14 protein-coding genes are annotated in these 17,498 nt (G+C 64.8%); 9 read left to right on the plus strand and 5 right to left on the minus strand.

The annotated features are described in order from the left end of the window. Positions 1-171: 171 nt before the first annotated feature. Together LDO41_RS08160 and LDO41_RS08165 are read left to right on the plus strand one after the other, a co-directional pair. Positions 172-1,155 (plus strand): homoserine kinase, encoded by a 984-nt coding sequence (locus tag LDO41_RS08160; RefSeq protein ID WP_223984584.1) that lies wholly within the window; start codon positions 172-174, stop codon positions 1,153-1,155. A gap of 5 nt (positions 1,156-1,160) precedes the next feature. After that, complete coding sequence (locus LDO41_RS08165) at positions 1,161-1,958, plus strand: BPSS1780 family membrane protein (protein WP_223984587.1); 798 nt, start codon at positions 1,161-1,163, stop codon at positions 1,956-1,958. A 16-nt stretch (positions 1,959-1,974) separates the two neighbouring features. Here the strand turns inward: LDO41_RS08165 and LDO41_RS08170 are convergent, their stop codons facing one another. Further along, positions 1,975-4,362, minus strand: a complete 2,388-nt coding sequence (locus LDO41_RS08170; RefSeq protein WP_223984590.1) for a UvrD-helicase domain-containing protein — start codon at positions 4,360-4,362, stop codon at positions 1,975-1,977. A gap of 134 nt (positions 4,363-4,496) precedes the next feature. Between LDO41_RS08170 and LDO41_RS08175 the strand changes: the two genes are divergently transcribed. Both LDO41_RS08175 and galU read left to right on the plus strand, forming a co-directional pair. After that, positions 4,497-7,364 carry a valine--tRNA ligase gene (locus tag LDO41_RS08175; RefSeq protein WP_223984597.1) on the plus strand — a complete coding sequence of 956 codons (2,868 nt, stop codon included), beginning with the start codon at positions 4,497-4,499 and terminating at the stop codon, positions 7,362-7,364. A 126-nt stretch (positions 7,365-7,490) separates the two neighbouring features. Further along, positions 7,491-8,357: a UTP--glucose-1-phosphate uridylyltransferase GalU gene (gene galU, locus LDO41_RS08180; protein WP_223984600.1), complete on the plus strand. Its 867-nt coding sequence runs from the start codon at positions 7,491-7,493 to the stop codon at positions 8,355-8,357. Positions 8,358-8,411: 54 nt separating this feature from the next. Here galU and LDO41_RS08185 read toward each other — a convergent pair whose 3' ends face one another. From LDO41_RS08185 to LDO41_RS08195, 3 genes are all read right to left on the minus strand, one after another. Next, complete coding sequence (locus LDO41_RS08185) at positions 8,412-8,639, minus strand: sulfurtransferase TusA family protein (RefSeq protein ID WP_223984602.1); 228 nt, start codon at positions 8,637-8,639, stop codon at positions 8,412-8,414. A 69-nt stretch (positions 8,640-8,708) separates the two neighbouring features. Further along, complete coding sequence (locus LDO41_RS08190; RefSeq protein WP_223984604.1) at positions 8,709-9,287, minus strand: NUDIX domain-containing protein; 579 nt, start codon at positions 9,285-9,287, stop codon at positions 8,709-8,711. Between the two features lie 5 nt (positions 9,288-9,292). Further along, a complete protein-coding gene (locus LDO41_RS08195; RefSeq protein WP_109581813.1) occupies positions 9,293-9,481 on the minus strand; it encodes a 4-oxalocrotonate tautomerase in 189 nt (62 codons plus the stop codon). Positions 9,482-9,673: 192 nt separating this feature from the next. Between LDO41_RS08195 and LDO41_RS08200 the strand changes: the two genes are divergently transcribed. Continuing rightward, complete coding sequence (locus LDO41_RS08200) at positions 9,674-11,113, plus strand: NfeD family protein (protein ID WP_377744482.1); 1,440 nt, start codon at positions 9,674-9,676, stop codon at positions 11,111-11,113. A 33-nt stretch (positions 11,114-11,146) separates the two neighbouring features. Then, entirely contained in the window at positions 11,147-11,911 is a 765-nt protein-coding gene (locus tag LDO41_RS08205) for a slipin family protein (protein WP_223984608.1), read from the plus strand. 44 nt (positions 11,912-11,955) lie between these two features. On the opposite strand, the gene alaS is transcribed toward LDO41_RS08205, so the two are convergent. Continuing rightward, on the minus strand, positions 11,956-14,580 hold the full coding sequence (gene alaS, locus LDO41_RS08210; protein WP_223984610.1) for an alanine--tRNA ligase: 2,625 nt from the start codon (positions 14,578-14,580) through the stop codon (positions 11,956-11,958). Positions 14,581-14,761: 181 nt separating this feature from the next. On the opposite strand from alaS, the gene LDO41_RS08215 reads away from it, so the two are divergent. Genes LDO41_RS08215 through LDO41_RS08225 form a run of 3 tightly spaced genes read left to right on the plus strand, consistent with a single transcriptional unit; the run spans position 14,762 to position 17,495 of the window. Then, positions 14,762-15,982: a CaiB/BaiF CoA transferase family protein gene (locus LDO41_RS08215; RefSeq protein ID WP_223984612.1), complete on the plus strand. Its 1,221-nt coding sequence runs from the start codon at positions 14,762-14,764 to the stop codon at positions 15,980-15,982. 29 nt (positions 15,983-16,011) lie between these two features. Continuing rightward, the gene (locus LDO41_RS08220; RefSeq protein ID WP_223984613.1) at positions 16,012-16,464 is read left to right on the plus strand and encodes a DUF2214 family protein; all 453 of its coding nucleotides are present in this window, start codon (positions 16,012-16,014) and stop codon (positions 16,462-16,464) included. Positions 16,465-16,481: 17 nt separating this feature from the next. Next, the gene (locus tag LDO41_RS08225; protein ID WP_223984616.1) at positions 16,482-17,495 is read left to right on the plus strand and encodes a Bug family tripartite tricarboxylate transporter substrate binding protein; all 1,014 of its coding nucleotides are present in this window, start codon (positions 16,482-16,484) and stop codon (positions 17,493-17,495) included. Positions 17,496-17,498 lie beyond the last annotated feature (3 nt).

The raw sequence follows: 17,498 nt of genomic DNA on the forward strand, positions 1-17,498 counted from the left end.
GACGCGCATAATTCCAAAGTACCGATTCTGTTCACCCACGGATTGGCAGGCCCCCAGGGGCTGCGCCGGTCCGCGCCGGCCCGGTGGCTGATGCCGCCGTGGCGGCAGATTTGCCCGCGGAACCCATCGCTTGCAGATTTGCCGCATTCCGCATCGATTCACACGACAATAATGGCTGTTTTCACCACGGTCTCGCAGGACGAGATCGCTCGCTGGCTGCTCGATTACGACCTTGGCGAAGTGCGCGCGCTGCGCGGCATCGCCTCGGGCATCGAGAACAGCAACTTCTTCCTGACGATGGAAGCGGATGGGCACGTGCGCGAGTATGTGCTGACCATCTTCGAGCGGCTGACGTTCGAGCAGTTGCCGTACTACCTCCATCTGATGGCGCATCTGGCCGGGCATGGCATCAGCGTGCCGGCGCCGATTCCCGCGCGCGACGGCGAGATCCTGCGCGCGCTCAAGGGCAAGCCCGCGACGATCGTCACGCGTTTGCCGGGCGCTTCGCAGCTCTCCCCCACCGCGGCGCATTGCGCGGAGGTGGGCGATATGCTCGCGCGCATGCATCTGGCCGGCGTGGACTACGCGCGTCAGCAGCCGAACCTGCGCAGCCTGGCGTGGTGGCAGCAGACGGAGCCCGAGATCGTGCCGTTCCTCGATGCGGATCAGCATGCGCTGTTGCGCAACGAGCTTGCGCATCAGACCGCCTTCTTCGGCGGCGCCGACTATGCGGCGCTGCGCGGCGGGCCATGCCATTGCGACCTGTTCCGCGACAACGTGCTGTTTGAAGCGGGCAGCGAGGGCAAGCACCGGCTCGGTGGCTTCTTCGATTTTTACTTCGCCGGCAACGACAAATGGCTGTTCGACCTGGCCGTGACCGTCAACGACTGGTGCATCGACCTGCCAACCGGCGTGCTCGACGACGCGCGTGCGCGCGCGCTGCTGGCGGCTTATCATGCCGTGAGGCCGCTGACCGACAACGAACATGCGCACTGGCAGGATATGCTGCGTGCCGGCGCGCTCCGCTTCTGGGTATCGCGCCTGTGGGATTTCTTCCTGCCACGCGAGGCTGACATGCTGCAACCGCATGATCCGACCCACTTTGAACGCATCCTGCGCCGGCGCATCGACGCCACCGCGCTCCCCTGGATCTGATTCCCATGCAACTACTGGAAGTTCCCGCCAAGGAAGGTTACGTCTGGTTCCGCCAGGGTATCTGGCTGTTTCGCAAGAATCCGCTCGCGTTCCTGATGCTGCTGTTCATCTATCTGATCGCGGCGCAACTGGCCATTTTCGTGCCGCTGTTCGGCGTGATCGCGTTGCTGGTGGTGACGCCCGGGCTGTATGTGGGCGTGATGACCGCGTGCCGTGACGTGATTCAGAACAAGCGCGTGCTGCCGACCATCCTGCTGTCCGGATTCCGTACCAATGGCAAGCCCGCCACGCGCAATCTGCTGATTCTCGGTGGGATTTACGCGGGGATGGTGTTCACGCTGAGCCTGATCGCGGGCGCGCTGGTTGACATCAGTACGCTCGCGCCGATTCTGCTGAAGCAGGAGGAGCCGTCGGCCGATGCGGTACGGCAGCTCTATTACGCGTTGCTGATGGGCGCGGTGCTGTACACGCCGATCGCGATGATGTTCTGGTTCGCGCCGCTGCTGGCCGCATGGCATGGCGTGCCGCCGGTCAAGGCGTTGTTCTTCAGCTGGACCGCGTGCTGGCGCAACCGTGGGGCGTTCTTCACGTATGCGGTGCTGTTCGCGCTGCTGATGGTGGCGGTGCCGTTCGTCCTCGAGGCGATCTTCGCGGCGTTCGGCGCGGAGCAGGTGTTGTCATTCCTGGTGACGCCTTACTCGCTGCTGATGCTGGCGATTCTGTACTGCTCGTTCTACGCGACGTATCGCGGGTGCTTCAATATCGCACCCGCAGAGCCGGAAGCCACGTCGGTACAAGCCTGACTGCGGGTCTGATCGCTCAGTCGATCGGATCTAACTTGGCCACGCCCAGCGCCAGCTTTTTGGTGCCATGGCGTTTGAAGTTGATCTGCGCGTGGGCGTTGGTGCCCTCGCCTTCAATGGCCGTGATCTTGCCCTCGCCGAACTTGGTGTGGAACACGCCCTGCCCAACGCGGAAGCCGGTTTCGGCGGCGCGTTTGCTGTCCGCGTAGCCATTGCCGGTGTCCATGCCGCCGGTGGGCTTGGTGCCCGTGTAAGCCACGTCCTCCGGCCGCTTGAACCAGTCGCGGCCCCAACCCGATTCCGACTGCTGACGCCGGCCGGCGCCACCACCACCCATCCCACCACCGTATGCCTGCTGAGGCGGCGTGATCCACTTGAGCGCGCCTTCGGGCAATTCCTCGAAGAACCGTGACCGCACGTGGTAGCGCATCTGGCCGTGCAGCACGCGGCTTTGCGCGAACGACAGGTAGAGCCGTGCGCGTGCACGCGTGATCGCCACGTACATCAGGCGCCGTTCCTCTTCGAGGCCATCGGCCTCCATCGCGCTGTTTTCGTGCGGGAACAAGCCTTCCTCGAGGCCGGTGATAAACACCGCATTGAACTCGAGCCCCTTGGCCGCGTGCACCGTCATCATCTGCACCGCGTCCTGACCCGCCTGCGCCTGATTGTCACCGGCTTCCAGCGAAGCGTGTGTGAGGAACGCGACCAGCGGCGTCATCACCACCGGCAACTGCTCGGGGTCCAGCACCTGCTGGGCCTGATCGCCCTCCGCCAGCGCCGGGGCCTGGCTGCCGATAGCTCCGGGTGGCAAACTCGCAGCCGGCAGCACAGCGGCCGGCGCGTCCAGGCCGTAGCCCTCTTCCATCACGAACGCCTGGGCCGCGGTCACGAGTTCCTGCAAGTTCTCGATGCGATCCTGGCCTTCCTTCTCGTTCCGGTAATGCTGGATCAGGCCACTCGTGTTGGTCACGTACTCCACCGTCTCCGGCAGCGTCATGCGCCGCGTCTCCGCGCGCATCTGATCGATCAGACGAATGAACGTGGCCAGCGAGCTGCCGGCCTTGCCCGGCACATAGGCCACGGCTTCCGACAGCGAGCAGTTGTACTGCCGCGCGGCATCCTGCAACACCTCGAGCGAACGCGCGCCAATGCCGCGCGTGGGGAAATTGACCACGCGCCCGAATGCCGCGTCGTTGCGCGGGTTCTCGATCAACTGCAGATACGCGAGCGCATGCTTGACTTCGGCCCGCTCGAAAAAGCGCAGACCGCCGTACACGCGATACGCAATGCCCGACGAGAACAGCGCGTGCTCGATCACGCGCGACTGCGCGTTGCTGCGATAGAGAATCGCGATCTCCGAGCGCGCCATGCCCTGCGCGATCTGGTCGCGGATTTCTTCGACGATCCACGCGGCCTCCTGGCCGTCCGAACCCGCCTGAAACACGCGCACGAGCTCGCCATGGCCGGCGTCGGTACGCAGGTTCTTGCCCAGGCGGCGCGCGTTATGCGAGATCAGATGGTTGGCGGAGTCGAGGATATTGCCGTGCGAGCGGTAGTTCTGCTCGAGCTTGATCATGTGGCGCACGCGGAATTCGTGCTCGAAGTCGCGCATATTGCCGACATTGGCGCCGCGGAACGCGTAAATGCTCTGGTCGTCGTCCCCCACCGCGAACACCGCGGCCGCGCGGCCGGTGCCGTAGCCCGCCAGCAGCTTGAGCCACTGGTACTGCAGCACGTTGGTGTCCTGAAACTCGTCCACCAGCACATGGCGGAAACGGTGCTGGTAGTGCTCGCGGATGGCGTCGTTGTAGCGCAGCAGTTCATAGCAGCGCAGCAGCAGTTCGGCGAAGTCGACCACACCCTCGCGCTGGCACTGCTGGTCGTAGGCCGCATAGAAGTCGACGAGGCGGCGATTGAAGTCGTCGTTGGCTTCGACGTCCGCGGGCCGCAGGCCCTGCTCCTTCGCGTTGTTGATGAAGTACTGGATATTCTTGGCCGGGAACTTCTCGTCGTCGACATTGAGCGACTTGAGCAGCCGCTTGAGCGCGGACAACTGGTCCTGCGAGTCGAGGATGGCGAAGGTCTGCGGCAGGCCGGCGTCGCGGAAATGCGCGCGCAGCATGCGATTGCAAAGCCCGTGGAAGGTGCCGATCCACATGCCGCGCGTATTGATCGGCAGCATTGCCCCCAGCCGCGTCTGCATTTCCTTGGCGGCCTTGTTGGTAAAGGTGACCGCGAGCACGCCGGCCGGCGAGACATGGCCGTTCTGGATCAGCCAGGCGATGCGGGTGGTCAGCACGCGGGTCTTGCCGCTGCCCGCGCCCGCCAGGATCAGCGCCGGTTCGTCTGGCAAGGTGACGGCGGCGAGTTGTTCGGGGTTGAGATTGGCGAGAAGCGTGGACATTCGAAGTGGGCCTTTGCGGATGCAGGGATTATACCGGCCCCTTATCCCCTATAATTTGACGTTTTCGCCACCGCCAATAGTGACGGGCGGGCCCCGCGATTCCCACGACATACCGATACCGAGCGACACCGAGCATGACCGCAGAAGACCAGTCCCTTGCCAAGAGCTTCGAACCCGCCGCCATCGAGGCGAAGTGGGGCCCCGAATGGGAGCGCCGCGGCATTGCCCAGCCCACGTTCGACCCCGCCCGGCCGAATTTCGCGATCCAGCTGCCGCCGCCCAATGTGACTGGCACGCTGCACATGGGGCATGCCTTCAACCAGACCATCATGGACGGTCTGACGCGTCATGCCCGCATGCGCGGCGCCAATACGCTGTGGGTACCCGGTACCGACCACGCCGGCATTGCCACGCAGATCGTGGTGGAACGCCAGCTCGAGGCACAGGGCGTATCGCGCCACGACCTTGGTCGTGACAAGTTCACGGAAAAGGTGTGGGCCTGGAAAGAGGAGTCGGGCTCGACCATCACGCGCCAGGTGCGCCGCATGGGCGCATCGATCGACTGGACCCGCGAGTACTTCACGATGTCCCCGGACATGTCGAAGGCGGTGACCGAGGTCTTCGTGCGCCTGTTCGAGCAAGGCCTGATCTATCGCGGCAAGCGTCTGGTCAACTGGGATCCGGTGCTTGGCACCGCGGTGTCGGACCTCGAAGTGGACAGCGTCGAGGAAGATGGCTCGCTATGGCATATCCACTACCCGCTGGTGGAAGCCGATGCCGTGCACGGCCTGACGTACCTGACCGTGGCGACCACGCGTCCCGAAACCATGCTCGGCGATACCGCCGTGATGGTGCACCCCGAGGACGAGCGCTATGCGCACCTGATCGGCAAGTTCGTCAAACTGCCGCTGACCGAGCGCCAGATTCCGGTGATCGCCGACGAATACGTTGATCGCGCCTTCGGTACGGGTGTGGTCAAGGTGACGCCGGGCCACGACTTCAACGACTATGCTGTGGGCCAGCGCCACAACCTGCCGCAACTGTCGATTCTCACGCTCGACGCGAAGATCGTCGCCGACGCGCCGGCCGCGTATGCGGGCCAGGATCGCTTCGAGGCGCGCAAGCTGATCGTCGCCGACCTCGACAAGCTGGGGCTGCTCGGCGAGATCAAGAAGCACAAGCTCATGGTGCCGCGCAGCGAGCGCACCGGCAGCGTGATCGAGCCGATGCTGACCGACCAGTGGTTCGTCGCGATGAGCAAGCCGGCACCGGAGGGCACGTACTTCCCGGGCCGCTCGATCGCCGACGTGGCGCTGGACGCCGTGAAGAGCGGCGAGATCAAGCTCGTGCCCGAGAACTGGAACAGCACGTACAACCAGTGGCTCGAGAACATCCAGGACTGGTGTATCTCGCGTCAGTTGTGGTGGGGTCACCAGATTCCCGCGTGGTACGACGATGCGGGCAACTGCTTTGTCGGCCGCAACGAGGAAGAAGCGCTGGCGAAGCAGCAGGCGGCCGGCAGCACCGGCCCGCTGCGCCGCGAGGACGACGTGCTCGACACGTGGTTCTCGTCCGCGCTGGTCCCGTTCTCGTCGCTGGGCTGGCCCGCCGAGACGCCCGAGATTCAGCACTTCCTGCCGTCGTCGGTGCTGGTCACGGGCTACGACATCATCTTCTTCTGGGTGGCGCGCATGGTCATGATGACCAAGCACTTCACCGGCAAGGTGCCGTTCCACACCGTGTACGTGCATGGCCTCGTGCGCGACTCGGAAGGCAAGAAGATGAGCAAGTCCGAGGGCAATACGCTCGATCCGGTGGATCTGATCGACGGCATCGAGCTGGAGCCGCTGCTCAAGAAGCGCACCACGGGGCTGCGCCGGCCGAAGGACGCGCCGCGCATCGAGACCAAGACGAAGAAGGAATTCCCCAACGGCATTCCGTCGTTCGGCGCCGACGCGCTGCGCTTCACGTTCGCCTCGCTGGCCACGCTGGGCCGCAATATCAACTTCGACACGGGCCGTTGCGAGGGTTACCGCAACTTCTGCAACAAGCTGTGGAACGCCACGCGCTTCGTGCTCATGAACACCGAGGGCCACGATTGCGGCATGGGCCCGTGCCATGACGACTGCGGCCCGGACGGCTACCTGCACTTCTCGCAGGCCGACCGCTGGATCGTGTCGCTGCTGCAGCGCGTGGAGGCGGAGGTCGACAAGGGCTTTGCCGAATATCGTTTCGACAATATCGCCAGCGCAATCTACAAGTTCGTGTGGGACGAGTACTGCGACTGGTACCTCGAACTGGCCAAGGTGCAGATCCAGACCGGCACGCCCGCGCAGCAACGCGCGACGCGCCGGACCCTGCTGCGCGTGCTGGAGACGGTACTGCGCCTGGCGCACCCGATCATCCCGTTCATCACCGAGGAACTGTGGCAGAAGGTGGCCCCGCTGGCCGGTCGCGCCAAGGGCGACGGTTCCGAGACGCTTGCGCAGCAGGCCTATCCGCTGCCCGCCGCGGCCAAGATCGACGAAGCCGCCGAGCAGTGGGTCGCGCAGCTCAAGGCCGTGGTGGACGCCTGCCGTAATCTGCGCGGCGAGATGAATATCTCCCCTGCCCAGCGCATTCCGCTCTTTGCGCACGGTGACAGTGCGTTCCTGAAGTCGGTGAGCGCGCAGGTGCAGGCGCTGGCGAAACTTTCGGAAGTCCGCGTGTTCGAAGACGAAGCCGCGCTGATGAGCGAGGGTGCCGGCGCGCCGGTGGCAATCGTGGCCGGCAACCATCTGCTGTTGAAGGTAGAGATCGACGTGGCGGCCGAACGGGCACGCCTGACCAAGGAAGTCGAGCGCCTCAGCGCCGAAATCGTCAAGTGCCGCGGCAAGCTGTCCAACGAAGCCTTCGTGGCCAAGGCCCCGCCGGCGGTTGTGGCGCAGGAAACGCAACGTTTGTCGGATTTCGAACAGACGCTGGGCAAGCTGAAGGATCAACTACAGCGACTGCCCGCCTGAACCTGTATTTCCGGCACGGATGTTGCGAGCCGTTACAAGGCAGAGAGGAAAGTCGGACAGTGACGGACAGACGACCCCCCCGGCCATCCGGCACGGTAATGCACCGGAATAGAAAGGAATTCTGAAATGGAAAACCGCGTCACCAAGGCTGTCTTCCCGGTCGCGGGACTGGGCACCCGCTTCCTGCCCGCGACCAAGGCCAGCCCCAAGGAAATGCTGCCAGTGGTGGACAAGCCGCTGATCCAGTACGCCGTGGAAGAGGCTATGGCCGCCGGGATTACCGAGATGATCTTCGTTACCGGCCGCTCCAAGCGCGCCATCGAGGATCATTTCGACAAGGCTTACGAGCTCGAGGCTGAACTCGAGGCCAAGAACAAGAAGGCACTGCTCGATGTGGTGCGTTCGATCAAGCCGTCGCACGTCGAATGCTTCTACGTGCGCCAGCCTGAGGCCCTTGGGCTGGGCCACGCGGTGCTTTGCGCCGCCAAGCTGGTCGGCGCCGAGCCGTTTGCCGTGATGCTCGCGGACGATCTGCTCGATGGCAATACGCCGATCATGAAGCAGATGGTGGATGTCTATAACCACTACAACTGCTCGGTGCTTGGCGTGGAGGAAATCGCGCCCGAGCAGAGCCGGTCCTACGGTGTGGTGGAAGGCCGCGAGTGGGATGAACGCGTGATCAAGATGTCGGGCATTGTGGAAAAGCCGGCGCCCGAGGATGCACCGTCGAACCTTGGCGTGGTGGGCCGTTACATCCTGACGCCGCGCATTTTCGACCATATCCGCGACCTCAAGCCCGGCGCGGGCGGCGAGTTTCAGCTGACCGATGCGATCCAGTCGATGCTCGATCAGGAACAGGTGCTCGCGTATCGGTACGAAGGCGTGCGCTATGACTGCGGCAGCAAGCTCGGCCTGCTGAAGGCGACCGTGGAATTTGCGCTCAAGCACCCCGAGGTGCGAGACCAGTTCAGCGCGTATCTGGCACAGCGCTAATCAAGCCTGGTTGGTTTGATGCCCTTTCCCCGAGGGAAAGGGCATCACCGAGACTTACCGGCGCTTCATGTAGAACGTGAAGACCTTGTCCACTTCCTGGTGCGACAGCAGTTCATTGCCGGTCTGTTTCGCAAATGCCTGGAAGTCGCGCGGGGAGCCCGGATCGGTGGCAACCACCTTCAGGACATCGCCACTTGCCATGTCCGCCAGCGCCTTCTTGGTGCGCAGAATCGGCAGCGGGCAGTTCAGGCCGCGCGCATCCACTTCCTTCTGAAATTCCATACCTCTCCATCCCATGTCGAATCGAAGCGGCCCGGCACGTGCTGTGCGCTTCGGGTCCGCCTAAAACCGCTATTGTAGCGAAGCATCGAGACGCCTGAAGTCCGTCGGCCTGCGCGGATCCGGGATGTCCTCACCGGTCTGGCGGTCGAAGAACTGCACCGGGTAGCCGCGTGCCTGCAGCCAGTCCGCCACCGCGAAGCCAGTGCCCGCGCTCCAGATGCGAACTTTCTCGGGGGCCACGAGCCGATATTCGGCCAGCTCCTCGGACAGCTCGATGGTGCCGGTAGCCTTGACGTGATACGCGATGATCAGCTCGTTCTTGCGCATGAACTCGTAGACACCGATCAGCGAGACCGACTCGGTATCCAGATTGGTTTCTTCCTTGAGCTCGCGCGCGACGCCGAGCTCCGGTGTCTCGTCGCGCTCGAGAAAACCCGTGACCAGCGCGAACATCTTTTCCGGCCATGCCGCGTTACGCGCCAGCAGCAGCTTGTCCTCGTACTCGACCACAGCCGCGAGGACGGGCAGCGGATTGTTCCAATGCACGAAGCCGCAGCCTTCGGTGATGCAGGCATCGCGGTCGCGTCCCGCGTGCGGCAATACCTGCAGCGAAGCGCCGCACCGTGGACAGTAACGATAGGGTTCCATGGGGACTATTTCTGTTCGGACCAGAGCTTGCCGCCGGTGGCCCAGTTCTCGCGCTTGACTTCGTCGATGATGATGTCGACCGCGCCCGGCTCGCAGCCAAGCGTTTCGCACGTGACGCGCGTGACTTCCTCGACCAGCTTGCGGCGCTGGTCCAGAGGACGGCCTTCGAACAACTCGATGCGGAAAGTCGGCATGCAGGGCTCCTGACAGGAAGAAACCAATACTTTAGCGCCAGTCGGGCGGCGCAGCCACGACCATCGTGGGGGTTGCGGTCGCGATGTGGCCAGTGGTCTACACTTCGAAGTAGCGCGGTCACGGCAATTCTTCCGGACATGCGCGCGACCATGACACTGACCTACGGCAGGATTTGCGACAGGATGTTTGGCATGGCGCGGCGTGGCGGACGTGCAAGCCTCGCGCTGCTGGCGATCTGCGCGTGCGCGCTGGCGTGGTTCTGGTCGCCGCCCGCGCGGGCGCAGGGCGCCAGCACCGAGTCCGCCACGGCGCCGGTCTACGTGGTGCCGCTGCGCGGCGCGGTGGGCCCGGCCACCGCGCATTTCGTCACGCATGGCATCGAACAGGCGCGGCGCGCCAGGGCGCAGTTGGTCGTCATCGAGATGGACACGCCGGGTGGGCTCGACCGTTCGATGCGCGACATCATCCAGTCCATTCTCGCGTCGCCGGTGCCGGTGGCAACCTACGTCTCGCCCGGCGGCGCGCGTGCCGCGAGCGCGGGCACTTACATTCTGTATGCGAGCCATATCGCGGCGATGGCGCCCGGCACCAATGTCGGCGCGGCCAGCCCGGTGGCGATTGGCATCGGCGGTCCACAACGTCCGGAAAAAGGGCCCGAGAAACTACCGGGCAGCGATCAGGCTTCCGCTCCCGCCGCCGCTGGCAACGAAGATACGATGGCGCGCAAGCAGATGCACGACGCATCGGCTTATATCCGCGGTCTGGCGCAGTTGCGGCAGCGCAATGTGGAATGGGCAGAGCGCGCGGTACGCGAGGCGGTGAGCCTGTCCGCGAATGAAGCCGTGGCGCAGCATGTGGCTGACCTCGTGGCGCCCGACCTGCCCGCGTTGCTGCGGCAGCTGGACGGCCGCAAGGTCGAAGCCGCCGGCGCCACGCGGGTACTGCGCACCGCGGATGCGCCCGTGGTGGCCACCGTGCCCGACTGGCGCGCGCGGCTGCTGGCGGTAATCACGGACCCGAGCGTCGCGCTGATCCTCATGACACTCGGCATCTACGCACTGATCTTCGAGTTCTCGCAGCCCGGCATGGTCGCGCCGGGCGTGGTGGGCGCGATCTGCCTGCTGCTCGGTCTGTTCGCGCTGCAGATGCTGCCGTTGAACTATGCGGGCCTGGCGCTGGTCGCATTGGGGATAGGCTGCATGGTCGCGGAAATGTTTCTGCCCACGCTGGGCGTGCTTGGTGTCGGTGGCGCGGTGGCGTTCGCGATCGGCGCGGTGATGCTGATCGATACCGATGTGCCCGGCTTTGGCATTCCGCTGGCGGTGATCGGCACGCTGGTGGCCGCTTCGCTGGCGTTCATGTTCGCGATGTCGGCGCTGGTGCTGCGCGTGCGGCGGCGGCCGGTGGTCAGCGGCGGCGACATGATCGTCGGCCGCACGGGCATGGTGATTGACGATACCGCGACGGAGCCGTCCACGCACGATGATCCGCGTGGCTATCCGCACGAAGGGTGGGCCTCGGTCGATGGCGAACAATGGCGCGTGCGCAGTGGCACCCCGCTCGCGCGCGGCCAGTCGGTGCGCGTGACCGCGCGGGATGGGCTGGTGCTGGACGTTATTCCCGTCGATTGAGGACGGGCGTTGGACAACAACTAGGAGTCTCACATGGCGTTTGGATTCAGCTTTGGCGGTCTGATCTTTCTGGTCGCGTTGCTGATCATTGCATCGGTGCGCGTGCTGCGCGAGTACGAACGTGGCGTGGTCTTCATGCTTGGCCGCTTCTGGCGCGTCAAGGGGCCGGGGCTCGCGCTGATCATTCCCGCTGTACAGCAGATGGTGCGGGTGGACCTGCGCACGGTGGTGATGGACGTACCGCCGCAGGATGTGATCTCGCGCGACAACGTGTCGGTCAAGGTCAATGCGGTGGTCTACTTCCGCGTGGTGGATCCCGAGCGCGCGATCATTCAGGTGGCCAACTTTCTCGATGCGACGAGCCAGCTGGCGCAGACCACGCTGCGTGCTGTGCTCGGCAAGCATGAGCTCGACGAGATGCTCGCCGAGCGCGAGAAACTGAACCTCGATATCCAGAAGGTGCTCGACGCGCAGACCGATGCGTGGGGCATCAAGGTGTCGAACGTCGAGATCAAGCATGTCGATCTCAACGAGTCGATGGTGCGCGCGATCGCGCGGCAAGCCGAGGCCGAGCGCGAACGACGTGCCAAGGTGATTCATGCGGAGGGGGAATTGCAGGCTTCAGAGAAGCTGCTGGAAGCGGCGCAGATGCTGGCGCGTCAGCCGCAGGCGATGCAGTTGCGGTATATGCAGACGCTGACTCAAATCGCTGGTGATCGGACTACGACGATCGTGTTTCCGTTGCCGATGGATTTGATCAGTGCGTTGACTTCGGCTACGACCGGCAAGAAAGAGTGAGGCGACCCTCTCCCCGAAGGGAGAGGGATACAACCAGCGGTGCGTCAGACCTTGCCGGCCACCCACTCGCTGACGCCGGCCAAAGCCTGCGGCAGGTTGGCGGGTTCGGTGCCGCCGGCCTGGGCCATGTCCGGGCGGCCGCCGCCCTTGCCGCCCACTTGCTGGGCGACAAAGTTGACGAGGTCGCCGGCCTTGACCTTGCCGGTAGCGTCCGCGGTCACGCCCGCGATCAGGCTGACCTTGCCGTCGGTCACCGCGCCGAGCACGATGGCCGCGCTCTGGAGCTTGTCCTTGAGCTTGTCCATCGTCTCGCGCAGCGTCTTGACGTCGGCGCCTTCCAACTGGGCTGCCAGCACCTTCAGGCCCTTGACGTCCACGGCCTGCGCGGCCAGTTCGTCGCCCTGCGAGGCCGCGAGCTTGCTCTTGGCGCGCTCGAGTTCCTTCTCCAGCGCGCGCACCTGGTCCTGCACCTGCGCGATGCGCGATACCAGTTCCGAAGGCTGCGCGCGCATCGCGGCAGCGGCCTCGTTCAGGCGGGCGTCGAGCGACTGCAGGTAATGCAGCGCGTTGTCGCCGGTGATCGCTTCCACGCGACGGATACCGGCAGCCACGCCGCCCTCCACCACGATCTTGAACAGGCCGATATCGCCGGTGCGCGTCACGTGCGTGCCGCCGCAGAGTTCCTTCGACGAACCGATCGACAGCACGCGCACGTCGTCGGCGTACTTCTCGCCGAACAACGCCATCGCACCACTCTTCACGGCATCGTCGAACGGCATGACGTTGGCCGTGGTGGCCTCGTTGCGCAGGATCTCGGCGTTGACGATCTCCTCGACCTGACGAATCTGCGCATCGGTCATCGGCGCGTTGTGCGAAAAGTCGAAGCGCGTCTTGTCGGCATCGACCAGCGAGCCCTTCTGCTGCACGTGGCTACCGAGCACTTCGCGCAATGCCTTGTGCATCAGGTGAGTGGCCGAGTGATTGCGCATCGTGCGCGCGCGGCGGATCTCGTCCACCTTCGCCGCCACGACGTCGCCCACCTTCAGCGCGCCGCCCGCGAGCGTGCCCTGATGACCAAACACGTCGGCCTGCACCTTGGTGGTATCGCCCACGGTGAACACGGCCGCGCCGGCCACGAGCGTGCCCTGATCGCCAGCCTGACCGCCGGACTCGGCGTAGAACGGCGTGTTGTCGAGCACGACCACGCCTTCCTGACCCGCCTGCATCGTCGGCACCGCGGCGCCATCGACGTACAGCGCGATCACGCGTGCCTGCTCGACGCCCAGCGCGTCGTAGCCGTGGAACACGGTCTTGTCGCCCGAGTATTCGAGGCCAGCGGCCATCTTGAACTTGCCGGCGGCGCGTGCCTGGTCGCGCTGGCGCGTCATCGCGGCATCGAACGCGGCCTCATCGACCGAGATTTCCTCTTCGCGCGCCACGTCCTGCGTGAGGTCGAGCGGGAAGCCGAACGTGTCGTGCAGCTTGAACGCGAGCTCGCCGTCCAGCACCTTGCCGCCCTTCGACTTCAGGTCGGTCACGGCGGTATCGAGAATCGCCATGCCGTTCTCGATGGTCTCGAAGAAGCGCTCTTCCTCGGCCTTCAGCACTTCGGTCACACGCGCCTGCGCGTCCGCCAGCTCCGGATACGCGCCACCCATCTGCGCGACGAGGTCCGCCACCATCTTGTGGAAGAACGGCGTCTTCTGACCGAGCTTGTAACCATGGCGGATGGCACGGCGCACGATGCGGCGCAGCACGTAGCCGCGGCCTTCGTTGCCGGGGATCACGCCATCGACGATCAGGAACGAGCACGCGCGGATATGGTCGGCGATGACCTTCAGCGAGTTCTGGGTCAGGTCCGTCAAATGCGTCTCACGCGCGGCGGCCTTGATCAGCGCCTGGAACAGGTCGATCTCGTAGTTGCTGTGCACGTGCTGCAGTACGGCCGCAATCCGCTCCAGGCCCATGCCGGTGTCCACGCACGGCTTGGGCAGCGGCGTCATGTTGCCCTGCTCGTCGCGGTTGAACTGCATGAACACGAGGTTCCAGATCTCGATATAGCGGTCGCCGTCTTCCTCGGGCGATCCCGGCGGGCCACCCCACACCTCCGGACCGTGGTCGAAGAAGATTTCCGAGCACGGACCGCAAGGGCCGGTATCGGCCATCTGCCAGAAGTTGTCCGACGCGTAGCGCGCGCCCTTGTTGTCGCCGATACGCACGATGCGCTCGGGCGGCACGCCGACTTCCTTGGCCCAGATGTCGTAAGCCTCGTCATCCTCGGCGTACACCGTCACCCACAGCTTGTCCGCAGGCAACTGGTAGACCTTGGTCAGCAGTTCCCACGCGTACTGGATGGCGTTGCGCTTGAAGTAGTCGCCGAACGAGAAGTTGCCCAGCATCTCGAAGAACGTGTGGTGACGGGCCGTGTAGCCGACGTTCTCGAGGTCGTTGTGCTTGCCGCCGGCGCGCACCGAGCGCTGCGACGACGTGGCGCGCGAGTACGGGCGCTTGTCGGTGCCAAGGAACACGTCCTTGAACTGGACCATGCCGGAATTGGTGAACAGCAGCGTCGGGTCGTTCGCCGGCACGAGGCTGGACGAGCGGACCACCGTATGGTCCTTCGACTCGAAGAACTGCAGGAACTTGCTGCGAATGTCGGAGACTTTCATGTTATGGCAGGCGCAGCCCTTTTCCGGGGCGCGGCATGGTCGTATTGGATTTGCAAACCGTTGATTATACGGGGAAGCCTGTCGGGGTTGGGTGGTACAGTGCTGGCTGTCCGCGCGCGGCGCCTCAGGCGCATGGCGCGCGCCGATCCCCCTTGTTATGCCTGACCTGCCGCAATCCGCCATGGGAGCCTTGAGCCACCTCCGCGTCCTCGACCTGACCCGCGTTCTCGCCGGGCCGTGGTGCGCACAGAATCTTGCCGATTTCGGCGCCGACGTCATCAAGATCGAGCGCCCGGGCGCCGGTGACGACACCCGGACGTGGGGCCCGCCCTGGCTGCGGACCGAGGACGGTCGCGACACCGCCGAGGCCGCCTATTACCTGGCCGCCAACCGCAACAAGCGCTCGGTCACGTGCGACATCAGCACGCCCGAGGGTCAGCAGCTCGTGCGCGAGCTGGCGGCGCAGAGCGACGTGGTGCTGGAGAACTACAAGGTCGGCCAGCTGAAGAAGTATGGCCTCGACTATGACGCGCTGCGCGCGATCAAGCCGGACCTGATCTATTGCTCGGTGACCGGCTTCGGCCAGACCGGGCCGTACGCGAACCGCGCCGGCTACGACTTCATCATTCAGGGCATGGGCGGTTTCATGAGCCTGACCGGCGAGCGCGACGATCTGCCGGGCGGCGGCCCGCAGAAGGCCGGGGTGGCGATTTCCGACCTGATGACGGGCCAGTACGCGACCATCGCGGTGCTGGCCGCGCTCGCGCATCGCGAGCGGACCGGCGAGGGCCAGTACATCGATATGGCGCTGCTCGACGTGCAGGTGGCCATGCTGGCCAATATGAATACAAACTACCTGGCCAGCGGCGTGGCGCCGAAGCGCTGGGGCAATGCGCATCCGAATATCGTGCCCTATCAGACGTTGCAGGCCGCGGATGGCTGGATCATCGTCGCGGTGGGGAATGACGGGCAGTTCCGCAAGTTCGTCACGGCCGGTGGCCGTCCCGAGCTGGCCGATGACCCGCGCTTTGCCACCAATCCGCAGCGCGTGGCGCAGCGCGATGTGCTGGTGCCGATTCTCGCGGAGATGGTGCGGCCGCGCACGCGCGCGCAGTGGATCGCCGATCTGGAAGCCGCTGGTGTGCCGTGCGGCCCGATCAATACGCTCGACGACGTCTTCGAGGACGAACAGGTGAAGGCGCGCGGCCTGCGCGTCGATCTGCCACATCCGACCGCGGGCGAGGTCAAGCTGGTCGGCAGCCCGATCCGCATGAGCAAGACGCCGCCCGAGGCGCTGCGTCATCCGCCGCTGCTCGGCGAGCATACCGAAGCCGTACTGGCCGATACGCTCGGCTACGACGCGGAGAAGATCGCCGCGTTGCGCGGCAAGGGCGTGATCTAGATAACGATATTTCTACCACCGGAGGTGACATGCTGGTCGATGCATTGCTTGCGTTCTTCCACTTCGCTGCAATCTTCCTGCTGATCACGTTGATGGCGGCGGAGGCGGTCGTGTTGCGACCCGACCTCACACCCGCGACGCTCAAGCGGCTGTCCTTCTACGACCTGTTCTATTTCATCTCGGCCATTGCCGTGCTGGTCACCGGTCTGCTGCGGCTGTTCTACGGCGCCAAGGGCATGGGCTTCTATATCCATAACCCCTGGTTTCACGCGAAGATGACCATCTTCGTGCTGATCGCGTTGTGCTCGCTGCCGCCGACGTTCGCCATCGCGCGCTGGCGCAAGCAGGCACGCACGCTGCCCGAATTCCTGCCCACGCCGGCCGAGATCAAGATCGCGCGCCGCTGGGTCATGATCCAGGCGCACGTGCTGATCCTGCTGCCGCTGTGCGCGGTGATGATGGCACGCGGGATTGGGATTTAACTGCTGATGTTTTTCTTATGCTGAACACACTGATCAAGGCCACCAAGCTGGCCATCGCCGTCACGGCCCTCGCCGTGACGACTGCCCACTCCGCACCGGCAACCGGCAACTGGCCCAACAAGCCCATCCGCTTCGTAGTCCCCTACCCTGCCGGCGGCCCGCTCGACACCGTGGCACGCGCGATCGGCGAGAAGCTGCGTGACGAGCTCGGCCAGCCCGTGGTAGTGGAGAACAAGCCCGGCGCCGGCGGCAACCTCGGCGCGGACTTCGTGGCCAAGCAACCCGCGGACGGCTACACGATCCTGATGGGCGCGGTGGCCACGCATGCCATCAACCCGACGCTATTCGCGAAGATGCCGTACGACCCGTTGCGCGACTTCGCGCCGGTGACGCTGGTGGCGGATGTGCCGAACGTGCTGGTCATGCATCCCGGCAAGGCGGCCGAACTGCATATCGACAATGTGCGCGACCTCGTTACCTACGCGCGCAGCCATCCGGGCAAGCTCGACTATGCGTCGGGCGGCAACGGCAGCGCCGGGCATCTGTCGGGCGAGCTGTTCAAGAGCATGGCGCATGTGAGCATGGTCCATATCCCGTACAACGGCGCGTCGCCCGCGCAGTTGTCGGTGCTCTCGGGCCAGACCGATCTGATCTTCGACAACCTCGCCTCGGCCTCGGCCAATATCAAGGCCGGCAAGCTCAAGGCCTTCGCGGTGACCACGCCAACGCGCGCGGCGGCGTTCCCGGAGCTGCCGACGATTGCGGAAGCCGGCAAGGGGCTCGGGCTCGATGGCTTCGATATCTCGACGTGGTTTGGCGTGCTGGCGCCGGCCAACACGCCGCGCGAGATCGTCGATCGGCTCAATCGCGATATCGTCGCCATTCTCAAGACCGACGATATGAAGGCGAAGCTCGCGCGCATTGGCGCGCAGCCCGCGCCGACTACGCCCGAGCAATTTGGCGCACTGATCCGCCGCGAGCTGAAGAAGTACGGCGAGGTCGTGAAGGTGTCGGGGGCGAAGGTCGACTAAAGC

The sequence above is a fragment of the Cupriavidus pampae genome, from assembly GCF_914271485.1.
Lineage (GTDB): Bacteria > Pseudomonadota > Gammaproteobacteria > Burkholderiales > Burkholderiaceae > Cupriavidus > Cupriavidus pampae.

What these genes read in the sequence shown, in the direction of transcription:
- LDO41_RS08160 (WP_223984584.1), top strand. Translation starts at nt 172, where the DNA reads ATGGCTGTTTTCACCACGGTCTCGCAGGACGAGATCGCTCGCTGGCTG.
- LDO41_RS08165 (WP_223984587.1), top strand. Translation starts at nt 1,161, where the DNA reads ATGCAACTACTGGAAGTTCCCGCCAAGGAAGGTTACGTCTGGTTCCGC.
- LDO41_RS08170 (WP_223984590.1), bottom strand. Translation starts at nt 4,362, where the DNA reads ATGTCCACGCTTCTCGCCAATCTCAACCCCGAACAACTCGCCGCCGTC.
- LDO41_RS08175 (WP_223984597.1), top strand. Translation starts at nt 4,497, where the DNA reads ATGACCGCAGAAGACCAGTCCCTTGCCAAGAGCTTCGAACCCGCCGCC.
- galU (WP_223984600.1), top strand. Translation starts at nt 7,491, where the DNA reads ATGGAAAACCGCGTCACCAAGGCTGTCTTCCCGGTCGCGGGACTGGGC.
- LDO41_RS08185 (WP_223984602.1), bottom strand. Translation starts at nt 8,639, where the DNA reads ATGGAATTTCAGAAGGAAGTGGATGCGCGCGGCCTGAACTGCCCGCTG.
- LDO41_RS08190 (WP_223984604.1), bottom strand. Translation starts at nt 9,287, where the DNA reads ATGGAACCCTATCGTTACTGTCCACGGTGCGGCGCTTCGCTGCAGGTA.
- LDO41_RS08195 (WP_109581813.1), bottom strand. Translation starts at nt 9,481, where the DNA reads ATGCCGACTTTCCGCATCGAGTTGTTCGAAGGCCGTCCTCTGGACCAG.
- LDO41_RS08200 (WP_377744482.1), top strand. Translation starts at nt 9,674, where the DNA reads ATGGCGCGGCGTGGCGGACGTGCAAGCCTCGCGCTGCTGGCGATCTGC.
- LDO41_RS08205 (WP_223984608.1), top strand. Translation starts at nt 11,147, where the DNA reads ATGGCGTTTGGATTCAGCTTTGGCGGTCTGATCTTTCTGGTCGCGTTG.
- alaS (WP_223984610.1), bottom strand. Translation starts at nt 14,580, where the DNA reads ATGAAAGTCTCCGACATTCGCAGCAAGTTCCTGCAGTTCTTCGAGTCG.
- LDO41_RS08215 (WP_223984612.1), top strand. Translation starts at nt 14,762, where the DNA reads ATGGGAGCCTTGAGCCACCTCCGCGTCCTCGACCTGACCCGCGTTCTC.
- LDO41_RS08220 (WP_223984613.1), top strand. Translation starts at nt 16,012, where the DNA reads ATGCTGGTCGATGCATTGCTTGCGTTCTTCCACTTCGCTGCAATCTTC.
- LDO41_RS08225 (WP_223984616.1), top strand. Translation starts at nt 16,482, where the DNA reads ATGCTGAACACACTGATCAAGGCCACCAAGCTGGCCATCGCCGTCACG.